This window comes from Bacillus pfraonensis (assembly GCF_050768835.1).
Taxonomy (GTDB): domain Bacteria; phylum Bacillota; class Bacilli; order Bacillales; family Bacillaceae_G; genus Bacillus_A; species Bacillus_A pfraonensis.
The window spans coordinates 89534-111324 of the sequence record NZ_JAHCDO010000005.1 but is presented as its reverse complement, the minus strand read 5'-3'; the positions used below and the strand labels follow the sequence as shown (position 1 = coordinate 111324).

17 protein-coding genes and 1 pseudogene are annotated in these 21791 nt (G+C 36.3%); 2 read left to right on the top strand and 16 right to left on the bottom strand.

Features of this window, described 5'->3' with window-relative positions:
• Positions 1–123 precede the first annotated feature (123 nt).
• The 10 genes and pseudogenes from KFD70_RS06835 to KFD70_RS06790 all read right to left on the bottom strand — a co-directional run bounded on the left by KFD70_RS06835 (position 124) and on the right by KFD70_RS06790 (position 12435).
• Positions 124–1851: a sigma 54-interacting transcriptional regulator gene (locus KFD70_RS06835; protein ID WP_336450789.1), complete on the bottom strand. Its 1728-nt coding sequence runs from the start codon at positions 1849–1851 to the stop codon at positions 124–126.
• 119 nt (positions 1852–1970) lie between these two features.
• Positions 1971–2297, bottom strand: a complete 327-nt coding sequence (locus KFD70_RS06830; protein ID WP_336450788.1) for a pyrophosphohydrolase domain-containing protein — start codon at positions 2295–2297, stop codon at positions 1971–1973.
• Positions 2298–2482: 185 nt separating this feature from the next.
• Positions 2483–5371 (bottom strand): DEAD/DEAH box helicase, encoded by a 2889-nt coding sequence (locus tag KFD70_RS06825; protein WP_431613049.1) that lies wholly within the window; start codon positions 5369–5371, stop codon positions 2483–2485.
• A 127-nt stretch (positions 5372–5498) separates the two neighbouring features.
• Positions 5499–5900: a (deoxy)nucleoside triphosphate pyrophosphohydrolase gene (locus KFD70_RS06820; RefSeq protein ID WP_431613048.1), complete on the bottom strand. Its 402-nt coding sequence runs from the start codon at positions 5898–5900 to the stop codon at positions 5499–5501.
• 304 nt (positions 5901–6204) lie between these two features.
• Positions 6205–8172, bottom strand: coding sequence for a DNA/RNA helicase domain-containing protein (locus KFD70_RS06815; RefSeq protein ID WP_431613047.1), 1968 nt, complete (start codon positions 8170–8172; stop codon positions 6205–6207).
• A 181-nt stretch (positions 8173–8353) separates the two neighbouring features.
• Positions 8354–8561, bottom strand: a pseudogene (locus tag KFD70_RS06810) (TerD family protein); the annotation flags it as partial.
• Positions 8562–8574: 13 nt separating this feature from the next.
• Positions 8575–8895 carry a nucleotide pyrophosphohydrolase gene (locus KFD70_RS06805; protein WP_431613046.1) on the bottom strand — a complete coding sequence of 107 codons (321 nt, stop codon included), beginning with the start codon at positions 8893–8895 and terminating at the stop codon, positions 8575–8577.
• Between the two features lie 236 nt (positions 8896–9131).
• Positions 9132–10112, bottom strand: coding sequence for a tripartite tricarboxylate transporter substrate binding protein (locus KFD70_RS06800; RefSeq protein ID WP_431613045.1), 981 nt, complete (start codon positions 10110–10112; stop codon positions 9132–9134).
• Positions 10113–10135: 23 nt separating this feature from the next.
• Positions 10136–10810 (bottom strand): response regulator, encoded by a 675-nt coding sequence (locus tag KFD70_RS06795; protein WP_336450782.1) that lies wholly within the window; start codon positions 10808–10810, stop codon positions 10136–10138.
• Between the two features lie 20 nt (positions 10811–10830).
• Entirely contained in the window at positions 10831–12435 is a 1605-nt protein-coding gene (locus tag KFD70_RS06790) for an ATP-binding protein (RefSeq protein ID WP_431613044.1), read from the bottom strand.
• Positions 12436–12842: 407 nt separating this feature from the next.
• On the opposite strand from KFD70_RS06790, the gene KFD70_RS06785 reads away from it, so the two are divergent.
• Both KFD70_RS06785 and KFD70_RS06780 read left to right on the top strand, forming a co-directional pair.
• Positions 12843–14189, top strand: coding sequence for an MFS transporter (locus KFD70_RS06785; RefSeq protein ID WP_431613043.1), 1347 nt, complete (start codon positions 12843–12845; stop codon positions 14187–14189).
• Positions 14190–14656: 467 nt separating this feature from the next.
• Positions 14657–16093 (top strand): alanine/glycine:cation symporter family protein, encoded by a 1437-nt coding sequence (locus KFD70_RS06780; protein WP_431613042.1) that lies wholly within the window; start codon positions 14657–14659, stop codon positions 16091–16093.
• A gap of 72 nt (positions 16094–16165) precedes the next feature.
• Here KFD70_RS06780 and KFD70_RS06775 read toward each other — a convergent pair whose 3' ends face one another.
• The 6 genes from KFD70_RS06775 to KFD70_RS06750 all read right to left on the bottom strand — a co-directional run bounded on the left by KFD70_RS06775 (position 16166) and on the right by KFD70_RS06750 (position 21784).
• A complete protein-coding gene (locus KFD70_RS06775) occupies positions 16166–16651 on the bottom strand; it encodes a PH domain-containing protein (protein WP_336450778.1) in 486 nt (161 codons plus the stop codon).
• Between the two features lie 225 nt (positions 16652–16876).
• Positions 16877–18328 (bottom strand): MFS transporter, encoded by a 1452-nt coding sequence (locus KFD70_RS06770; protein ID WP_336450777.1) that lies wholly within the window; start codon positions 18326–18328, stop codon positions 16877–16879.
• A gap of 357 nt (positions 18329–18685) precedes the next feature.
• The gene (gene lhgO, locus KFD70_RS06765) at positions 18686–19909 is read right to left on the bottom strand and encodes an L-2-hydroxyglutarate oxidase (protein ID WP_336450776.1); all 1224 of its coding nucleotides are present in this window, start codon (positions 19907–19909) and stop codon (positions 18686–18688) included.
• 59 nt (positions 19910–19968) lie between these two features.
• Complete coding sequence (gene glaH, locus KFD70_RS06760) at positions 19969–20907, bottom strand: glutarate dioxygenase GlaH (protein ID WP_336450775.1); 939 nt, start codon at positions 20905–20907, stop codon at positions 19969–19971.
• 209 nt (positions 20908–21116) lie between these two features.
• The gene (locus KFD70_RS06755) at positions 21117–21302 is read right to left on the bottom strand and encodes a hypothetical protein (RefSeq protein ID WP_336450774.1); all 186 of its coding nucleotides are present in this window, start codon (positions 21300–21302) and stop codon (positions 21117–21119) included.
• 128 nt (positions 21303–21430) lie between these two features.
• Positions 21431–21784, bottom strand: coding sequence for a DUF3870 domain-containing protein (locus tag KFD70_RS06750; protein WP_336450773.1), 354 nt, complete (start codon positions 21782–21784; stop codon positions 21431–21433).
• Between the last annotated feature and the right edge of the window lie 7 nt (positions 21785–21791).

The following is a 21791-nucleotide window of genomic DNA, read 5'->3' as shown; positions in this document are numbered from 1 at the left end:
GCATATATGCTACAAATGGTAGCGATCATGTCGCATATATAAGAAAGCGTCGCAAAAACGAGACAGCATGTATTACTGTGAACCAAACAAAAAAAGGGCCTATTTGCCCTTTACATCCCTTCATCACATTCCGTATCTTTCTATTTTTCGATATAAGCTGGCCCGATGAATCCCCAAAAGCTCCGCTGCCTCTTTTATATTTCCATCTGTCTTTTCCAAAGCCCTCGCAATCACCCTTTTCTCAGCGGATTCCACTTCCGCCTGCAGTGAATAGCTTATCTCGTTCTTCTCTTGATATCCCTCACAACTTAGCGCTTCTTCCAAATTCTTTTGCCGTAAATAAACAGGAAGATGTTGCACTTGAATAACCGTTCCTTCCACAACATTCATCGCTCTCTCCAGCACATTCTCTAGCTCCCGAATATTCCCCGGCCAATCATGCTCCATAAAAATGTCCCTTACCCTGCCGTCCAATGAAAGAACACGACTACTAAGCTCCTCATTCAATTTCCGAATTAGAAATTCCGTTAAATGTACGATATCTTCCTTTCGCTCTCTTAGCGGAGGAATATCAATTCCAAACACATGTAGCCTATAATATAAATCCTCTCTAAACTCTCCCCTTTGCACCATTTCACGGAGATTCCGATGTGTCGCCGCAATAAAGCGGACATCAATCTTGTGAGTTTTTGTGCCACCGATTCTTTCAATCTCTTTCTCTTGCAGCACCCGAAGCAACTTCACCTGCATGTCCAAAGACATGTCTCCGATCTCGTCCAAAAACAAAGTTCCCTTATGAGCCAACTCAATCTTCCCTGGCTTACCACCTTTTTTCGCACCGGTAAAAGCACCCTCTTCATACCCGAACAATTCAGCTTCTAAAAGATCCCTCGGAATCGCAGCACAATTCAACCGAATAAACGCACCATCAGCACGCGGGCTCGCATGGTGAACTGCATTAGCAAAAAGCTCCTTTCCCGTTCCACTTTCGCCTCTTATCAAAACCGTAGACCGGCTTTTCGAAACCTTCAAAGCCATCGCTTTCACTTCTTCCATTTTCGCACTCTCTCCTACAATACTTTGAAACGAAAACCTTCCTTCTTGCAGTCGCTTTAACTCAGTTTGATAGTATGATAACTTCGATTCCATTGTGCTAATCTGATCCGCCAAAACTTTAAACTGCTGGATATCATGAAACATGATTTTACCAATCGCACCAATAACCCTCCCTTCCTTCATAACAGGAATGCGATTTGCAATAACATTCTGACTATTAACTCGCTGAATATGCCCAATTTCCACCTGTCCCGTTTTCACGATAATATGCATCCTCGTATTCTCAACAACCTCCGTACAATGCTTCCCAATCGCTTCCTTCGGATCATCAATTCCTAAAAATTGTGCATAAGCACCACTAAAAAAATTGATGATTCCTTGCTCATCCACCCCTATAATACACTCCGACAGTAAATTCAAAGCATTTTCATATCGGCTGATGGTCCTTTCTAAGGACTGCACGCTTTTTTCCTTGTTTTCTAGAATGACAATTGTTCCGTCTTCTTTTCCATCCTGATATACAGGAGATTCATTCGCGATGAACACTTGGTTGCCAATCTTATACTCGTACTGATGCAAACCATCATTTTGATTTACTACTAGCTTTTTACGATTAGGGATAATCATTGATATGTGCTTACCTATTACTTCTTTTTCCTTTTTGTTTAACATGCTGCAAAATGCTGGATTGCTGAATGTGATTGTTCCATCATTGTTTGTAACCGCAATTCCGTTATTCATTATCTGAAGAGCTTGACTCGTTAGTTGTAAATTTCCTCCTTCGTCCGTATACATTTGGAAGCCTCCCCGTTAAATCTTGCTCTTTCTCGCATCTTATATATCTATTTTATAACAGCTTGTGAAATATTCGGACAATTTTAAGCCAATATATGCTTTAAAGGTTAAGCTAAACTTTAGTCATCATGTACCTCAACTAAAAAGATTCGCTCCTGAAAACCACCGCGTTGTTCTGCTTTTTGTTCCCGTATTTTTTCCACATCTTCAAGTGTTACACCTTCGTGCTGAGCTAGTGTGTTTATGAGTTCTAATAGATCGGCTAGTTCTTCTACCTTATGATCTTTACTTTCTGCTTCTAAATACTCCGTTAACTCTTCTCCTATTTTCTTGCCTACTTCTTCTATGTATTCTTTATCATTTAGTATTCTTGTTATTGGTGTTTTTCCGTTGTGTTTGATTATTTCTGGGATGCGGTCGCGGACTAGTTTGTTGTGGGTTGGCATTGGGATTCCTCCGATTGGATTTTTCTTCAATTATAACACGAACCCTATTCTCCTATACGCATCCATACAGCATTCCTAAAATTTGAAAAGGTCCTCTAACAAATTTATCATAAATTTGTTAGAAGACCTTTTCATCAATTAATTATTTAGCAGCTTCTTATCATGAATGGTCATATCGCTTAAATTCAACTCAAAGCATGTCCTTCCTTAATATAAGAATAAATTTTATTTTCAACAGCATGCTCCATAATCATATTCATTGTAACAACAGACTTCTTATCTTCCATTTCCGTTTGTTCCACGCTCTTTTTATCAGGAATTGCTTTACCTAAATAGTAAAAGTCACTCCCCTCACCATCATCCTTTTTTACAAAAATGTGAATGTCAATGTTGTTTTCTTCTGCCTCAATGATCGTTTGGACTTCTGGGGACTTCAATGTTCTCTTACTTCTGGTATACCATTTAAGAACTTCTTGGTTGAGAAACTCATCACCATAATTCACACTAGACTCTACCTCATCCTTTTTATGATACGTAATAAATATTGGACAAGTATGATGTTTAGTTTTATATCCATACATCGTTGAGTGTTCATCATTATCCCAATTTAATAATTTACAAGCATCTTTCCTTGAATATTTCTTGTACAAAGTAAGCGGTTTATCGCATTGATAAAATTCATTTTTTTCTTTTGCACTTCGAATAATATCAATAATCATTTCTTTAAAATAATTATTTCGCTTTAAACTCTCACGGATTGAATCATTAAACATATAGTCTTTATGCTCAGAATAAGTAACAATTGGTTTTTCTCCATATTTTTTCTTACTATTTTGCGTAAAGAATGATAAATCAAAAATACGTTGAACTGAAGCTATGGTAGCATCGTCTGTTTGACAATTAGATTCTATTAAATAATTAAGATACTCATCATGGTTAACCTTTTCTTGGCGTAATAACAAATCTAGTAAAATAATTTCATGTTTACGTTTTCCATTCAATACTTCTAATGAAAACATTGTTAAAACTTTATTTTCATAATCTGTTAGTACAGGAACTTCTTCTTTCATTTTTAATAGAAACTGATAGTAGTTCGAATACCCTTCCGCAAGTACAGTAGGATCAATAGAGTGGTTTAATATAAAATCGTATAGATATGGGAGTCTACCTATTCTATTTTTTAGCTCAACATAAGCTTCTTTTAAAATTTTCAATGCAGTTAAATTACTATTATTAATAGCCTTAAAGATTTGTTTTTTTGCTATTTCTTCAAAGTTAACCGTTGAAATACCTTTAATATAGCTTGTATCATTTGTACGTCTACGTATATTGTCTTTGTTTTGTGATTTATCACCTGAAAGCGCCATTGGAATTAAATAGTTGTTTTTATAATTACCAATGAAATCAATGATCGTAACGAAATCTTTGGAATCATGCTTACGAAGTCCCCGTCCAAGCTGTTGAATAAAAATAATACTAGATTGAGTTTGCCTTAACATGACCACTTGATTAATACTTGGGATATCAATTCCCTCATTAAAAATATCTACAGTTAAAATATAATCAAGCATTCCGTTTTCTAATTGATTTACTTGAAGTGCCCTTTCTTCTTGAGAATGGTCCCCTGTTAATGCTACTGTGCGGAAACCCTTTTCGTTTAGTGCACGGGATAATTGTTCTGCCTCTTCTTTTCGACTACAAAACATCAATCCTGTTACTTTTTCACCAGAAAAACCATAGTATTGAACTTTTTCAATTATATGATTTACGCGTTCTTCAGTAACAAGCTTAGATAAAACTGTAGTATCATCAATCGTTTCCCCATTATATTCAAAATCCGTTACTCCAAAGTAATGAAACGGACAAAGCATATCTTCTTCAAGTGCTTCCTGTAACCGAATTTCATATGCAACATTGTAATCAAATAACTCATAAATATTGACGTTATCTGTCCGTTCAGGTGTAGCGGTCATCCCCATTAAAAATTTAGGTTTGAAATACTCAATTACGTCTTGATAAGACTGTGCTCCAGCTTTATGAACTTCATCTATTAAAATATAATCAAATGCCTCTGGATCAAATTGAGATAAGTTATCTTTTTTTGAAATGGTCTGAATGGTCGCAAATAAATATTTGGCATCTGTTTGTTTATTCGATCCTGAGAATATTCCAAAATCGTTATCAATACCACCAAGAACTTTTTGGAAATCTGATTTTGATTTAAGTAATATTTGCTCACGATGAACAATAAATAACATACGCTTAGGTGCAAAACGTCTCACATCAAATGCTGACAAGTATGTTTTACCCGTTCCGGTTGCCGAAATAACCAATCCTTTGTCTTTTCCAGCATCTCTAACAGCCTGTATTTCTTGCAGCGCTGCCTGTTGCATTTTATTTGGAACAACTTTCAAAGCTTCCTCAATAGAATTACTATATTGACCAGGTAATTCTATAACTTGATCCGCTACTTTATTATCAATTTGCTTGTAAATTTTTTCGTAATTATTAATCCACTCTGTAGTTAATGTTTGAGCGTCTTTCCACACTTCTTCAAATTGACTTTTGAAGTGATGAACAATCTCTCCGTTTTCATGCGATGTTAGCTTTACATTCCATTCATAGTTTACTTTTAACGCATGCGCTGTTAAATTAGAACTTCCAACAATCAACGAATAATGAGTTTTATGGTTAAATATGTATCCTTTTGAATGAAAACCGGCTAAATTTGTTAATCTTACTTCTACATTTTCTATTTTCATTAGTTCTCTAAATACTTTTGGTTGATTAAAATTTAAAAACGTTGATGTTAATATTCGCCCTTTAACTCCTTTTCGCTTCAGATCGAGAAGATGGGATTTTAAAGTAGCCAGGCCACTTTCTGTAATAAAAGCGACTGAAAAAATAAAGGAGGTACTATTTTCAAGCTCTTCCAGCAATGAAGTTAAAACATGTTCATTTTTTCTTGCATTGTTTACTAACAACTTAGGTTTATAATTCCCAGATTGACTAGATTTTTGATCGATAAACCCTCTATATAAAGATGCTTCTAACTTTCGAATAAAATTCTCCATATGATCACCATTTTTGACAAATTTTTATACTAATTGTAATACTCACTGTTTCAGGGTGCAAATTTACTATAAAAAATACATGAAGCTATCCACATACTGTGAATAGCTTCATGTATTTTTTATAACATTATTTCACAAAAGATCCCTTTGATAACTTCTCAATAGCCGGAATATCAGCAGGTGCCCAATCTAAAGAGGCAAGTTCATTTGGATATAACCATTTCATCGCTACATGCTCAGTTAACACTGGGCTTCCCTCAATCAGCTTGCAGTAAAAAGTCTTCAAATGCACAATACCAAAATCATACTCATAAGCAGTATACTCAATTTCTTCACCAATCTGCACTTTACAATGCATTTCTTCATTAATTTCACGTTGCAATGCTTCTTGAGGTGACTCTCCCTCTTCTATTTTCCCACCTGGAAATTCCCATTTAAGAGGCAGCGCTTTAGATGGTCCCCTTTGTGCACATAAAATTTTCTCATCTTCAATAATTACTGCTCCAACAACATAAATATTCTTTTTCATTGCGTCCTCCTTGACTTAACAGAAACTCTATCATACAAAAGATTCCTTCTATATATTTTAACAACTAATATGTTTTTTAATCAGTGGGATCAAACCTGTGTCATTGTTATTATCTCATTTACTATTTCAGATTAATTAGCCCACTATTCTCATCCCCTTTATACTAATAGAAATAAATATAGAATGAAAGGGTGATTGATGATGGAGACTAGATAAGTACAGCAAATTTAGCTGCTAATCTATTTCGGTTAAACAATTTTAGTTAAGAAAACATTAAAAATAGTCATAAAAAAAACAATTCCGTCTACTGATCTATTCCCTCTTTTTTATAACCTCCTTTATTCTCCGCCACGCTAGATGGTCTACTAAAGAATTCATTCACACCATAATTTTGTTGAATTTCATTAAATCTCTTCTTGAAATACTCTTCTAATTCTTTATTGGTACAATAAATGAAACAGCCTTTTTGCCCTCTTGTCATTAAAGTTCTGTATGTGTTTCTAATAATTTCATCTGCAAGTTTTTCAGCTTCCTCGGGTTTTTCTTTCAACATTTTTTTCAAACCTTTTAAGGAGTTGTCCGTTTTTGCACGTTTCGTATAATCTGTAAGTACTTCTCCTTCATGAAAGACTAAATCATCACCTATAATGACACCAACATAATCAAATTCTAAACCTTGGCATGTATGAATACACCCTATCTCATGAATAGAATTTTTATCGATTGCCCAAGTTGCAGAATTATTTAAATTCCAACTCATCCCAAAATTATAATTAGGTAACACGATGTCATGCATATTCGTATTTGTCTTTCCTTCTTTAATCCAATCCCAGCAATATCCTGCTACTAATCGGGAGCGATTGTTGTTTTCATTGAGTAACTCAATTTCTTTTCTTAAGTCATTAGGATTTGAATATACCCGAAAATCATAATTAGTACCGATATAGTTAGAATTAGCTGTTTCACGAATTTGTAAAACATCATCAAGCCAACTCAAATAACCATCAGATCCGTTACATCGAAATTGTGAATCTAGTTTTAATTTTGTTATATTTGCCCCAATCTCTTGTGAGAAATTTTCAATTTCTCTAATACTACCTATGTCTTTTAAAGTAACTCGTTGTCTTTCATCTATAAAAAATGTAGATAGCTTGGAAGCATTTATAATTTCTTTAATTTGATTCTCTCCTAGATTATTAAACATGCCAGATTTTTCATTAAGTCGATGAGCTTCATCCACGATAAGAACATCAAATTCATTTGTAGGTGCATTTATGTAACTCCCTGAACCTTTAAATAAATTATCAATATGTCCCTTACGAAAACTTTGTTTTAACTTCGTTGCATATATATTTCTTGGTGCTGCATTCTTCGTTACATACTGAGCTACTAAGCTACGATTTGTTGCCTCTACTAATAAATTGATAGCTAAGACAGATTTCCCTGTACCAGGACCACCTTCCACTACTAAAACTTGTTTTGTATTCGTCCGAATTGCCTTATTTGCAAGTTTTAGAGCTGTTTCATAAACGACTTTTTGACCATCAATCATGATAAATTCTTGATTCCCTAACAACATACTGTTGAGCACATCTTGCAGTGACTTCGAAGGTCTTATCCGACCTTTTTCTATCTTATATAAGTTCTCTTTGTTATCTCCATACACAATATTTCTTTTAATAAAATCACGTAATTTTCCAGAATCACCTTTAACAAAAACAGGAGCTTTTTCAATGTAATACTCATAAATAGAATCAGTTAGAGGATCAACTTCTCCTAAATTAATATAGTTATGCAAATATGCACATGGATAAAGATTCATATTTTCTTGCTGTGCATTCTCATTATAGTCTTTTATTAAAGCAGCATAAGACCAGGCTTGGTACGATGGATGAGTTGTCTCAACCATCCCCTTATTCATAGCTGTTTTAACAATAGCCTCTTTATCTTCAATTTTTTCAATACTTCCCCACTGCTTTAACTCCACAATCACAACAGATGGACTAGCATTATTGTCAGTACCAGTAATAAGAAAATCAACTCGCTTGGAAGTATGGGGAATTTTAAACTCAATCGCAACTCCAGCATTATCAGGTATTTCTTGATCGCTTAGCACTCTATACATATACTGCATGGAATTATCCCATGCCCTTACTTCTCTCTCATTTATCTTTCCAATTTTCTCATTATAATTACTACAAATATTTGTAACCAATTCATCATGAAATACATCTTCTAGAAATTCACTTTTAGTTGCTTCATATATAATCATTTTTCTATTTCCTCTCCCTAAACCGTATACATCAAATTACTCCTTAAATTCACAGCCAACTCCTCCATTGTTTCTACACCACATGTTGTCCAAAACTATTTTCTTAGAGATTCGACAATATCTTTAAGAACTTATTTCATTGCATCATTTACAATAATTCACATAATTCTCCTCATTCTTATGGTTGATAGATACGAATCGTTTCTTTAACTGGTTCTTGTGCATCTCCATCAAACACAATATACAGCGACACATTAGAAGATCCTAAATTTCTATAATAGGTCTTTCCTACTTTCTCCAGCCTTTGTCACATAGAAACAATATAGATCCAAATCCTTATTTGTCTTCCATTCAAGGATAGCTGTTACCAGCTTAGGTTTTATATTTATATATTATAAATAATTATTTGACGGTTCCTTCTCTTCTTTGAGGAACCGGATATTTCTTTGCATTCTTCTCTAACTTTTTAAGAACTTCTTCCTCCAAATCTACATTCATTTTGTCGGCCATTTGAATTAAATATATAAATACATCAGCCATCTCTTCCTTTATATTTTGTCGAGATGTAGCAAGCGCTTCTTCACTACTTTTCCATTGAAAATTTTCAAGTAACTCATTTGCTTCCAATGAAATTGAAATGGCCAAATCTTTCTCATTATGGTATTGTTTCCAATCTCTTTGATCACGAAATTCTAGAATTTTTTCACAAATTTTTTTCAACACAATCGCTCCTCTTCTACAACACAAACATAGTTATATCCTATTTTACAAATTGGACAAACTTATAAAAAGAATATAGTTTTCTTCATACCTTATAAACAAATTTTTAGGATTTAACCCCCACAGTTACAATTAATTACAATTACTACTATTTTAACAAACTATCTACAAAAGAAAAATCATACGCTACACCGTATGATTAAATAACTTTTACACCTTATCATTTGAAATACTATCCATTATTCCCCCAGCCCCGAACCATACATCAATCCCTCATACACCTCACTCTTTTGCTCCAAAAACAACCTCGTCTCCCCACTATCCTTATAAAAATTCCCCCATCCCTTCTCCACCAAAATACTTTTCCACGTATCTGTTCCAACCATTTTCCCAATAACCCCATCCCAATAAGCAACCTCTTCTTCTGTCATATCAGGAGGTCCCATAACTCCTTTCCAATGTTGAAATACGACATCAATCCCTTGTTCTTTCCAAGTTGGAACTTCTGGTAGTTCTTTTAACCTTTCGGGAGAGGATACGGCTAATATCTTCACTTTTCCTGCTTTGTATTGTTTTTCTGCTTCTGATAAGGTTAGTGTCGCTACATCAATTTGCTTATCAATTAAAGCATTTATCACGTTCTCTTTATCTTCATAGACGAAAAAATTAAGCTCCGCAGGGTTGATTCCAGATGCTTTACTTACTTGTACAAATGATAAGTGATCGTCATTGCCTAAACCGGGGGCAACGCCGATTTTCATCTTATTTTTGCCTTTCTTTAGTTTCTCCATTAGCTCTTTTGCGTTGTTTATGCTAGTATCTTTTGACACTACCACGACTTCCCATTCGGCCGCTAAAGTAGCAATCGGTGTGAAATCTTTATATGTTAGCTTACTGTGACCTAATAGATGATTCGTTATGAGTAAGCTCGAATTAATCGCAAGTACATGACCGCCTTTTTTCTTTGTATATTTCCATCCTACGTCACCGCTGCCGCCTACTTTGTTCGTTACAACAATTGGTTTTGTGAAAATTTTCTCTTCTTGCAATGTTTTTTGCATCGCTCGTGCTGTTAAGTCCCACCCTGCACCTGCAACATTGGGTGCAACGAATTCCACTTGGTCTATGTCTAGTTTGTTAGTAGTTTGGGGCTTTTCTAAAGAACATCCTGCTATCGCCCCTGCAAGTAGCCATATGAATGCGAACGATCTTTTTCTCATGATTATGATTCCTATCCCCCGTTTCATACAAGGCGATACTTACGTTCTGGACGCCCGATAATGCCATATGTATACTCTACTGTGCATTCATTCGTCGCAACTAAATACTCTAAATATCTTCTTGCGGTTGTTCGTGAAGCTCCCATCTGTTCTCCCATTTCTTCTATTGTAATGCCGCCCTTTAAATCCCGTATGATTGTTTTTACCTTTTGCAGTGATAGCGGATCAACACCTGTAGGTAAGTTTTTCTGAGTAGTATCGTTTGTTTGGGCAGTACCAAAAAACATGTCAACTAACGGCTGATTGACTTCACTCTGGCTATTTAATAGTTGCTTCTTTTTCTTATAATCTTCAATAGTACGAACGAATTTTTCGAGCGTAACAGGTTTAATCAAATAATTACATACTCCGTTTCGAATCGCTTTTTCGAGCATACTTGTTTCATTAGCTGCGGTAACCATAATCACATCAACGTTTGGAAACTTTACGTGAATCTTCGGCAACAAGTCTGTACCATTTCCATCTGGTAAATAGATATCTAATAAAAGTAAATCAACTTCTTCTTTTTCTAACAGTTCCATTGCTTCTTTGGTATTCAATGCTTTCCCTACCACTTTTATATCTTTTATTGTTGATAAAAAGCCTTCCTGAATTTGTGCTACTCGGAAATCATCTTCTACAATTGCAACCTTCAACATATGTACATCCCCCTCCTACTTTATCTATTCTCCTCCAATTTCTTAGGAAGATAGATTGTAAAAATAGCTCCTCCATTTTTTGAGTTAGTGATTTCAATCGTTCCTTGAAGGGAGTCTACCATTTCTTTCACATTCGATAATCCGTAACCGCGATTGTTTCCTTTCGTGGAGAAACCTTTTTCAAAGATCGTATCTATATTTTCACTTGGCACACCTATTCCACTGTCTATCACTTCAAAGACAACATCATTGCCAATATCCGTAACAAAAAAAGAGACACATTTTTCCGATTGATTACTAACCGCATCAAATGCATTGTCAATCATGTTTCCAAGGATAGTGATAAGATGTGAGATTTCAATATGATCTGGCAATGGATTAAGCGTGCTATCACCTTCAATATTGAACTGAATTTTCTTCTCAGACGCTGTTCCCAATTTCCCGAGTAGAATAGCCTGTACTTTTGTATCAAGAATTTGATGAAATAAAATATGATTCTGACTTTGATGAACGCTAGATTCTTGTTGGATAAATTCAAATGCCTCTGCATAATGACCTAATTGAAGTAAACCTGATAACACAAAAAGCTTATTTGTGAATTCATGAGTTTGAGCACGTAAATCTTCTGAGTATTTTCTCACCTCAGAGATCGTATCAATTAATCTTTGTAACTCTGTTTTATCTCGGAAGCTACATACAACGCCAACAGTTTGGCTATTTTCCACTATAGGTGTCATATTTAAAATGAACACTTTATCTTTAAACTGAATTTCTTGATTGTTTTCCATAATCCCCATCTCAAGTACCCTCATCATATGAGAATCTGGAAAAACTCCCGTAATATGTCGGTGTAAATAATCGTTATCTAAACTCAACATATCCTTCGCAGAAGTATTCATCATCGTAATGAGCCCTTTTTGGTCGATGGCAATGATTCCTTCTTTTATAGATAGCAGTATCGTATTACGCTCTCGGTACAACGAAGCAATTTCATTCGGTTCAAGACCAAGCGTATCTTTTCGGATGCTTCGCGCTAAAAGCGTCCCTCCAACTATTCCAACTAGCAAGACAGCCAACGAGAATAGAATAATTTCTTTCGTTTGATTCAATATATTGGACTGGATACCTTTTTTCAGAAACTCTACTGTAACGACCCCTACTACTTGATCATAGTCCCCATAATCCACAATAATCGGTGCTTTCGCCATTAAAGCAGGACCAGTTGTTCCTGTTCCTTCTAGCGTATAGTACCCTCCAAAACTGAGTGCTTGATCGTTATACAGATTGTCTATTTCTCTACCAATCCAATCGGGATCGGAGTGTGAATAGACAACGCCATGACGATCTTCCACGATTACATTATCTGCGCCTGATTGCTCACAAACTTGTTCAGCGATTGGTTGGATGTAACTTTTAGAATGACCAGTGTGAAATGCTTCTTTAACCTCTGGCATAAAAGAAATAGATTTAGCCGTCTGCAGGGCCAGCTGTTCAACTTGACGTTTCGTATCAACAGACTGGATGTAAACAAATATTCCTGACAAAAGAAAAACAACAAATAAAATGAGCGTAATAATTAAAGTGAGTATCTTCGTTTGTAATGAAAATTTAAGCGATTTATTCATGTTTACACCCTTTAACAAAAAATTATCGACATATACATCTACTATTTAAAAGAATATTCTAAAATATTAATCTTCTGTTTAATTATTATTATAAAATCCACCATTAATCAACCTTTTTATAACACGAATCTTATTTGGATATAATTGGATTCCTTTTTAATCAAAGGAACATGAATAACGGTATCTATCACAAACTAGATACCTAAAAAACAAAAATTAATTGCCTTTTCGAAAATAGAAATGTCCATGTACATAAAGTACAAAAAGAACAAAATTTTCATTATATTGCGATTAATTCGACAGAATATTATAATTCTTTTTACATTGAATCCGCTTTCATTTTTTTTAATTCATGATGATGTTTTTCAAATGTAGAAAAGAAATTTGTTCAAAGGAGGATCTTAATCATGGCTCAATCCACCCATCGCGCAAATACAAAACGCATCACAGGAAACATCTTCAAAGGTTCAGTTGGAAATCTGATTGAATGGTACGACTGGTACGTCTATTCTGCTTTCGCCGTGTATTTCTCGGCCGAGTTCTTCCCTAAGGGAGACCCGACCAGTCAATTGCTTAATACGGCTGCTATTTTTGCCGTTGGCTTCTTGATGCGCCCGCTCGGAAGTCTGTTGATGGGCCGTTATGCGGATCGTTATGGTCGACGTGCTGCATTGACGCTTTCTATTACCATTATGGCTGGTGGTTCTCTAATCATTGCCTGTACGCCAGGTTATAGCACCATTGGTATAATGGCCCCTATTATTCTCGTTCTTGCACGTCTACTTCAAGGATTATCATTAGGTGGAGAGTACGGAACCTCTGCTACATATTTATCCGAAATGGCTAGTAGCGGTCGCCGTGGTTTCTACTCGAGCTTTCAATACGTAACACTTGTTGCGGGACAGCTGGTCGCACTTGGTGTTCAGATCGTTCTCCAGCAAATACTCAGCGAGCCGGATATGAAATCTTGGGGCTGGCGTATTCCCTTCATTATTGGAGCAATGGGAGCAGTAGCTGTATTGTGGCTGCGCCGCACGATGGATGAATCAGAGCAGTTCTCAAAAATGGATTCTAAAAGCCGTGAAAGCGCTGGAACCATTAAAACTTTAATGAAACATCCTAAAGCAGTATTAACAGTAGTCGGGCTAACGCTCGGTGGAACTGTTGCCTTCTATACGTACACAACGTATTTACAAAAGTTCATGGTGAATACTGTAGGTCTTCCTAAGGAAGTCGTTAGCTGGATTAACTTTATCGCCCTATTGGTATTCGTCGTACTTCAACCGATTGCCGGTATGTTATCTGACCGGATTGGACGCCGTCCGCTATTAATTAGTTTCGGCATATTGGGAACTTTACTGACAGTGCCGTTGTTCCTAATTATGGAGCAAACGACATATCCTATCGTTGCTTTCTTACTTATGATGGTCGGTCTCATTATTGTTACTGGTTATACTTCTATCAATGCGATTGTAAAAGCTGAGCTCTTCCCAACTGAAATCCGTGCCCTTGGCGTGGGATTCCCTTACGCAATCACTGTTGCGGTATTCGGCGGAACGGCTGAGTTCATTGCGTTATGGCTGAAGAGTATTGGACACGAATCGCTTTTCTACTTCTATGTAGCTGGTTGTATTGCGATAAGCTTTATCACTTATTGGCGCATGGGGGAGTCTTCGAAAACTTCTCACATTGAAGCTGAGCTGACTGATAAAGATACGTTAGCTGTCCGCAAATCTGGTTCAAGGCACTCTTAACTATCATAATTCATCCTAACAATCCCTTGTTTATCAAGGGATTGTTCAGGTAATAAACTTTTTATTCTCCCAGTCATTTCCCTCTACACCTTTTTTCCGTACGATACTTATACAGCATCTCTACAGAAAAGGAATAGACAAAGAATCCTTTGTTCATTCTTCGATATTATTAATTCTGAGACATCTTTATCAATCGATAAAACGATATCAACCATTCCCCCAAATATATCAGCGCTTTCCCAAATATATCGACCGTTTCTCATCATATATCAGCGATTCGACACAACATATCGACCAAACGACAAAATTCGCCATCTCCCCCCAATCCATGCAGTTATTTCAGAAAAAACAAAAAAGCCAGAAAAATATTAAAAACCCTTATAAATCAACATTCTCCCACACTCGATTTGCTTCTACGATATTTTTAAAATATACTTTTCTTATAACTAAAAAAGGAAGTGCATTACATGATCGATACTTTTAGTAGATTTCTTGAGATAACGAATAACATTTTATGGTCATATATTCTTATTGTAATGTTAATCGGCCTCGGGCTTTATTTTTCTTTCAAATTAAAATTTGTACAAATTAGCCATTTTGGTGACATGATACGGTTAATCAGTAATGGGTTTAACAAAAAAGGAAAGAAGAAGGATAGTATCTCTCCTTTCCAAGCATTTTGTTTAAGTGCAGCAGCTCGTATTGGTATCGGAAACTTAGCTGGTGTAGCACTAGCGATTTCGATGGGAGGACCTGGTGCAGTATTTTGGATGTGGTTCATCGCGATTATTGGAGCCGCTACCAGTTTTGTAGAGTGTACGCTTGCACAAATTTATAAGGTAAAAGACGGGCGTGGATTCCGCGGGGGTCCCGCTTATTATATGGAAAAGGGGCTAAATAAACGCTGGATGGGCGTTTGGTTCTCACTTCTGATTACCGTTACTTATGGGTTAATTTTCAACTCTGTACAAGCAAATACAGTAACATTAGCATTTGAAAATGCTTTTGGGTTAGAACGTTACATCGTAGGAATTGCAATGGCTATACTCGTTGCGATTATTATTTTTGGTGGTATTAAAAGCATTGCACGTATTACAGAAACGATTGTTCCGCCAATGGCTATTGTTTATATCGCCGTAGCTGTTTTTGTTGTGATTAAAAACTTCTATGCATTACCTGATGTGTTCTTGGAAATCTTTAAAGGTGCATTTGGTTTAGATCAAGCAGTTGCGGGTGGCATTGGGGCAGCAATGAAGTTCGGTATTCAGCGCGGTTTATTCGCCACGGAAGCGGGTATGGGTAGTTCACCAAACGCTGCCGCTACATCTGATGTCTCGCATCCTGTAAAACAAGGACTTGTTCAAGCGCTTGGCGTTTTCGTTGATACGTTTTTAGTATGTACTTCAACAGCATTTATAGTCCTATGTTCTGGAGTATATAAGCAAGCGAATTTAGAAGGAATTGAGTTAACACAAAACGCATTAAGTTCACAAATTGGTCCATGGGCAAGCAGTTTCTTAGCGATTATTATTTTCTTATTTGCGTTTAGTTCATTACTAGGAAACTACTACTATGGTGAAACAAATATTGCATTCATTAAAGAAAGTAAAGCATGGTTAATGATTTATCGCGTTGCGGTGGTTGCGATGGTTGTATTCGGCTCCGTTGCGACGCTTCAAACAGTTTGGAATATGGCGGATTTATTTATGGGTCTTATGGTATTTACAAATTTAATTGCCATTACCCTTCTTGGTAAATTTGCATACGCCGCTTTAGCAGACTATATCAAGCAAAAGAAAGCTGGAAAGACACCCGTTTTCCAAGCTGATTCTATTCCTGGCTTACAGAACACAGAGTGTTGGGAAGATCACCGTGTAGAAAAAGAAGAGCAAGCTGTATCATAAAAAGATCCCTCTTATTACATTTGATATTTGTAATAAGAGGGATTTTTGTTTTTGTATATTTACCGACTACTTTTAATACAAGTGCTCCATTATTTCCACAATCTCTTCCATCTCTTTGAATCTCTTTAATCCTTCCCCACATTTTTCTTCATCAGATTCCCTTATATTTTCTAGCCACATCTTCTCTTCTACCGAAAGATTGCTCTTCACTCTTTCTATTTCCTCTAAAAGCTCTTGAATTCCCCAAACGACAAATATGTACGTATGATCTTTTGATAACACTTCAATTTTCTTAACCACAAGAAAAGACGCATCCTTAACAGATTGAATCATAGGTAGTAGGATACTGTACATCCCTCTTACACGATTTATAGCATGTGATTTGAAAATAAGCCGATAGTTCGTTACATATAACTTTCCGCCAATTGCTTCCTGTTTTCTAAAAGGGTTATATTTCATTTTTTTCATACCAAATTCTTCAAAATCAATCATTGCATTCGCTTTTCGCTCCATAACAACTCTTTCCCCTTTGAACAAATCTTGTTGTTCTAACTGCATCACGATCCCCTCCCTTTCAAGTTTCACATTTTTCTACACAATTTGATTATACCCATATTTTTCTAATAAAAGAGTATAAATTTTAAGCTGATCAACAGAACCAAATAAAAAAGGAATAAAGAAAAAAAGGTGACTATTCGTTCAAAATTGAACGAATAGTCACCTTTCATATTTTGCATGCAGTAACCTTCAACCTATTTATATTGAAAATTCAAACAATCATTATTATGATTGTTTCTCTGCTTCAATTCCTAAAGATTCTTCATGCCACCAAAGTGCTTCTTCTGGGTCTTGCTTCGCTATTTCGTGTGCTTCTTTTTTCGTTTCTACAGTCGGGTACGAACCTTTTAGTGCGCGACCTGACGTTGTGATAAATAGTAGGCTAAATACAAGTAAGCCAATTAAGCTGACACCAGTTAAATAAAATGCGGGTGCTAGTGCATTTCCAGTAGCATGAACTAAATATGAACATACGAGCGGTGTTGTTCCACCAAAGATGGATACGGAGATATTAAATGATATCGAGAGTGCACGATAACGTACATCTGTGAAAAAGAGAGATGGTAATAAGGAAGGCAGTGTTCCTTCATAAACACTAAGGAAGAAACCTAAAATAAAGATACCTATAAAAATAGCCGCAATATGTCCATTGCCGATTAGTAAAAAGGCAGGAATTGAACATAATGTCAAACCGAGTAATCCGAATTGTACTACACGTTTATTACCAACTTTATCGCTTAATTTCCCGAAATAAAGCGCCAGTGGAATCATGAGTGCCATCGTAATTGAAATAATGATTAAACCAGTCGTTTCTTTGATTTTTAATACTTGTGTTAGATAAGAAGGAATATAAGAAAGGATCATATAGTTCGTAATATTAAAGAAGGCAACAATTACTGTGCTTAAAAGAAAGTCTTTTTTATGATATTTCAAAATATCAATGAACGAAAATTGTTCATCTTCTTCAGAATTCTCTTGTGCCTTTTCCATCTCTTGGAATATAGGAGATTCATCTAAATGGCGGCGTAAATATAAACCGACCAAACCAATTGGTGCAGCAATTAAGAACGGGATACGCCATCCCCAGCTAAGCATTTGTTCATCTGTTAACACTACCGTCAAAACGGTAACAATTACTGAAGCGGCGATGTAACCAGAAAGCGTCCCAATTTCAAGGCCACTACCGAGTATACCACGCTTCTTATCAGGAGAAGATTCAGCGATATACACCATCGCTCCTGAATATTCGCCTCCTGTGGAAAATCCTTGAACCATACGAGCAACTAATAATAAAATCGGTGCCCAAATCCCAATTTGTTCGTAGGTTGGTAGTAGCGCGATGAATAATGTGGAAAGTGCCATTAAAATAATCGTTGTACTCAGCACAATCTTTCGGCCATATTTATCACCAATTCTACCGAAGAAAATACCACCAATCGGCCTCACTAAGAAGGCAGCAGCAAATGTACCAAATGTTAGTACAAGCTGTAAGCCACTATTGTGAACACCAGAGAAGAATAATTGACTTAAAATAACCGCCAAATACGCATATAATCCAAAGTCAAACCATTCCATCGCATTCCCGATACCAGTAGCGACAACGGCTTTCCTGGCTTGTTTTGGGTTCACTACATTTACATCTTGAGGTCCAAAATCTAAATCATTTTTTTGTTGCATATAATCAAAACAGCTCCTTATTTCATTTAAAATCATTAAGCACACTTTCTCTTATAGAATAAATTCAATACGAAGCACTTAAGGAAAAGCACCCTCTCCTTACCTGTTACTATTGTTTCATAAAATCAATTCCCTGTCTAACGATATGGATTGTATGTTAATGAATAAAGCGCTTTCACAGAAGGAATTACACCTCATAAATATTTCGAAAATATCCGTATACATCCTATTTCATACAGAAATATTGAGTATTACCCTCCTATATTAATTATTTTTCAAAGATATCGCTTGTTTCTCAATATATATCCGTAATTCAACAAATTTTGTTATTTACCAAAAAAAAATTAAAAAGCTACCTCAAAAAGTAGCTTTTGACAAGAAAATCCGGTCTAAAATTATATCTGGCACCTTGCCCACAATTTCCTCTCCAATTTTCAAACTCGCTGTTGCCGCTGGAGACGGTGCATTACAAATATGCATGGAATTTATACCAGGGATAATGCAAAAATCATCTACCATATTTCCATTCGATAAAATCGCCTGCGCTCTGACGCCTGCATGAGTCGGAACAATATCTTTCTCTGTAAGTTCTGGTATTAAGCGCTGCAAGCTTTTAAGAAAGGATTGTTTGCTGAAAGAGCGGACCATTTCTTTTAGGCCTTCTTTCATATTTGGCATTGCCATTTTCCAAAAGCCGGCGTATGTCATTGTTTCAATGAAATCTTTTATATCAAAGTCTTTTTTTGTATAACCTTCCCGTTTGAAGCTTAAGACTGCATTTGGCCCAGCGTGTACGTCCCCATTTATCATTCTTGTAAAATGAACACCAAGAAACGGAAAGTCTGGATTTGGAACAGGGTAAATTAAGTGTTTGACGAGGTGACGTTTTTCTGGAACGAGTTCGTAATATTCGCCTCGGAACGGGACGATTTTCATGTCTGTTAGTATTCCTGTTTTTTTGGCGATCCGGTCGCTATGTAGTCCAGCGCAGTTAATGAGAAATTTCGTTTCAAATGCGCCTTTGTTTGTTTCAATTGTCACGAAGTCTTTGTGCTCAAAAATTTGTTCTGCTTTTGTGCCTAAGTGCACTTCTCCTCCGCTCTCCTCTATAAAACGTGCAAATGTATGACTGACTCCTTTATAATCGGCGATGCCGCAAGAAGGAACGCGAATGGCTCCCAGTCCTTTTACGTGAGGCTCGATTTCCGCTAATTCTCCTTGATTGATTTTAGAAATGTTCAGTCCATTTTGTAGACCTCTTTCGTACAGGTTATGTAAAAGAGGAAGTTCTTCTTGTTCGGTCGCTACAATCACCTTGCCGCACATGTCATAGGCAATGCCATTTTCTTTGCAGAACTCTACCATCGCTGCGTTTCCTTCTTTTGCGAATCTTGCTTTATAGCTGCCTGGTTTATAGTAAATGCCGGAATGGATGACACCGCTATTATGTCCTGTTTGATGATGCGCAAGTTCGTCTTCTTTTTCGATGACTGCGATTTTGACATGAGGAAATCTTTTCGTTAACGCCATTCCAGTTGAAAGGCCAACAATTCCTCCGCCGATAATTAGAAAATCATACATATAACTTCCCCCTTATATATTAGGAAAGGCAGGCCTTATTGTAAGACCCGCCACATCTATTATTTAGAAAAGCAACCGCGTTGACGCATAAGCTCGCGATATAAATCTTTATTTTTCTCAAAAGGAGCGCGCCCGTGCATCCAAAATAGATTGTTTAAAAGTACGAGATCACCAACTGGTAATTTTAATGCGTGCGTTGCTGGTGAATTCTCCACAGAGCTTGATAATTCCTTCAAATATGTTGCCTGTTCAATATTATCTGGATAAGCAAATTGATCGATAAAGCAAATGCATGGCGCATTGTTTACATCAAAGAATGTTTCACGGTATACAATTTCTTGTGTGTTTTTACTTGGCGGTGCTTTGTACGTGATTTTAACAGATGCGAGTGGATGCTTACGAAACTTATCAAGCTCCTCCCAATCATCTAAATGAAGCAAACGTGATTCGCCCCCTACTGCATTCTTTTCTTCTATTTTCATCATCAGAAGCCAGTCTGTCGGTTCATCAACAAATGTTCCATCTGTATGAAGCGTGAATAGCCGATACGCTTGGCGCAGATACGAATCACTGCTGTCTGTATCTTTTACATTAAATCTTGCGTAGTATGTTCCTGTCATCGCATCAAAGTTAGACGTACCGATTAAATGTGTTAATGCCGTTGCAAACTTCACATAATCTCCTGCATCTGTCGTTTCACCCTGTACACCAATTGTAAATCCGCCTGTTTCCCGATCATGAATAATACCGCGAACATTCTCCATAAACGATTCACCAAAGAGCTTTTTCATTCCATCAGCAAGGATAAAACGAGAATACGGAATGTATTGCAGTGATTGCTCCGAATGGTCTTTTACCTCTTGGAAAAATTGCTGAAGCAATTCCCCGTCTAACACAATATGATACAAACGTTTATGTTCTGGATGAGGCACAATTTCATAACCCTCATATTTCTTTGCAAACTTCATCTTCACTTCTTGCTTCGTAATCACTGGCATGTTATTTCCTCCTTTAGTTTAAGTAAGCAAAAAAGCCAGTCATACGCATCTACAATACAAATTGTAGAAAACGTACAACTGGCTTTACATTACGAGTGTTCTTTAATCTCTTAAAGTACAGTAATAATAGACAGTTTTTTTATTCAAATATGGGCAAACAGAATATGAAGATCGGATATAGAGAAGGCTAATTTCTCATATGGATCTTATCACTTTATAATTAAATGATAATTCAAAATATTTACACTGTCAATATGTTTCTTTCGCAATTTTAATTTTTGTTCGTTTGGTAGTTCCTTTATCGCTGCACACGCTTTACACATCTTACAAGTTTTCACCACACCATTTTCCATACATCTTCTTTTTTGTTTTACACCTTGGTTTGATTTTGACATTTTCCTTCCTCCTCATGATATAAAAATAAAAGCCAGTTATATTCCGCTCACTAAATAAGCTGAAATATAACTGGCTCTTGTTTATGAATGCTCTTTAGAAAGTAAAGTGCAATAAACTAGGCAGTTTGTTATAGATTTGTTTCTTCATATTCTTCTTGTGGCTTTTCTCCGTTTACATAGCTTGTATATTGGCGGTACAAGTCTTTTAAAGCGCTAATAATCGCATTTTGTGCTTTTCCTTGATAATGGTGCGAGATTTCTTGCGTGATCTCTTCAATCCCATCTCGTAAACTATGTCCTCTTAAAATTTGAGCAATAAAATCTCTCCCATGTTCTGTAGCAAGGGTACATGATGCTTCAATAATAACGTGATATTTGTGATCTGCCTCTATTGTAATTGTTAATGTTTCATAGACACTGCGTACAGCCATCCCTTTCGGAAGTCTTGAGTGTCCTGCCATGAAAAAAGTACCTTTACGCATGTTCATC

Excerpts from the sequence above, each read along its gene's own strand:
- KFD70_RS06835 (WP_336450789.1), bottom strand. The coding sequence starts at position 1,851 with ATGTATACGGACGAAGGAGGAAATTTACAACTAACGAGTCAAGCTCTT.
- KFD70_RS06830 (WP_336450788.1), bottom strand. The coding sequence starts at position 2,297 with ATGCCAACCCACAACAAACTAGTCCGCGACCGCATCCCAGAAATAATC.
- KFD70_RS06825 (WP_431613049.1), bottom strand. The coding sequence starts at position 5,371 with ATGGAGAATTTTATTCGAAAGTTAGAAGCATCTTTATATAGAGGGTTT.
- KFD70_RS06820 (WP_431613048.1), bottom strand. The coding sequence starts at position 5,900 with ATGAAAAAGAATATTTATGTTGTTGGAGCAGTAATTATTGAAGATGAG.
- KFD70_RS06815 (WP_431613047.1), bottom strand. The coding sequence starts at position 8,172 with ATGATTATATATGAAGCAACTAAAAGTGAATTTCTAGAAGATGTATTT.
- KFD70_RS06800 (WP_431613045.1), bottom strand. The coding sequence starts at position 10,112 with ATGAGAAAAAGATCGTTCGCATTCATATGGCTACTTGCAGGGGCGATA.
- KFD70_RS06795 (WP_336450782.1), bottom strand. The coding sequence starts at position 10,810 with ATGTTGAAGGTTGCAATTGTAGAAGATGATTTCCGAGTAGCACAAATT.
- KFD70_RS06790 (WP_431613044.1), bottom strand. The coding sequence starts at position 12,435 with ATGAATAAATCGCTTAAATTTTCATTACAAACGAAGATACTCACTTTA.
- KFD70_RS06785 (WP_431613043.1), top strand. The coding sequence starts at position 12,843 with ATGGCTCAATCCACCCATCGCGCAAATACAAAACGCATCACAGGAAAC.
- KFD70_RS06780 (WP_431613042.1), top strand. The coding sequence starts at position 14,657 with ATGATCGATACTTTTAGTAGATTTCTTGAGATAACGAATAACATTTTA.
- KFD70_RS06775 (WP_336450778.1), bottom strand. The coding sequence starts at position 16,651 with ATGCAGTTAGAACAACAAGATTTGTTCAAAGGGGAAAGAGTTGTTATG.
- KFD70_RS06770 (WP_336450777.1), bottom strand. The coding sequence starts at position 18,328 with ATGCAACAAAAAAATGATTTAGATTTTGGACCTCAAGATGTAAATGTA.
- lhgO (WP_336450776.1), bottom strand. The coding sequence starts at position 19,909 with ATGTATGATTTTCTAATTATCGGCGGAGGAATTGTTGGCCTTTCAACT.
- glaH (WP_336450775.1), bottom strand. The coding sequence starts at position 20,907 with ATGCCAGTGATTACGAAGCAAGAAGTGAAGATGAAGTTTGCAAAGAAA.
- KFD70_RS06755 (WP_336450774.1), bottom strand. The coding sequence starts at position 21,302 with ATGTCAAAATCAAACCAAGGTGTAAAACAAAAAAGAAGATGTATGGAA.
- KFD70_RS06750 (WP_336450773.1), bottom strand. The coding sequence starts at position 21,784 with ATGCGTAAAGGTACTTTTTTCATGGCAGGACACTCAAGACTTCCGAAA.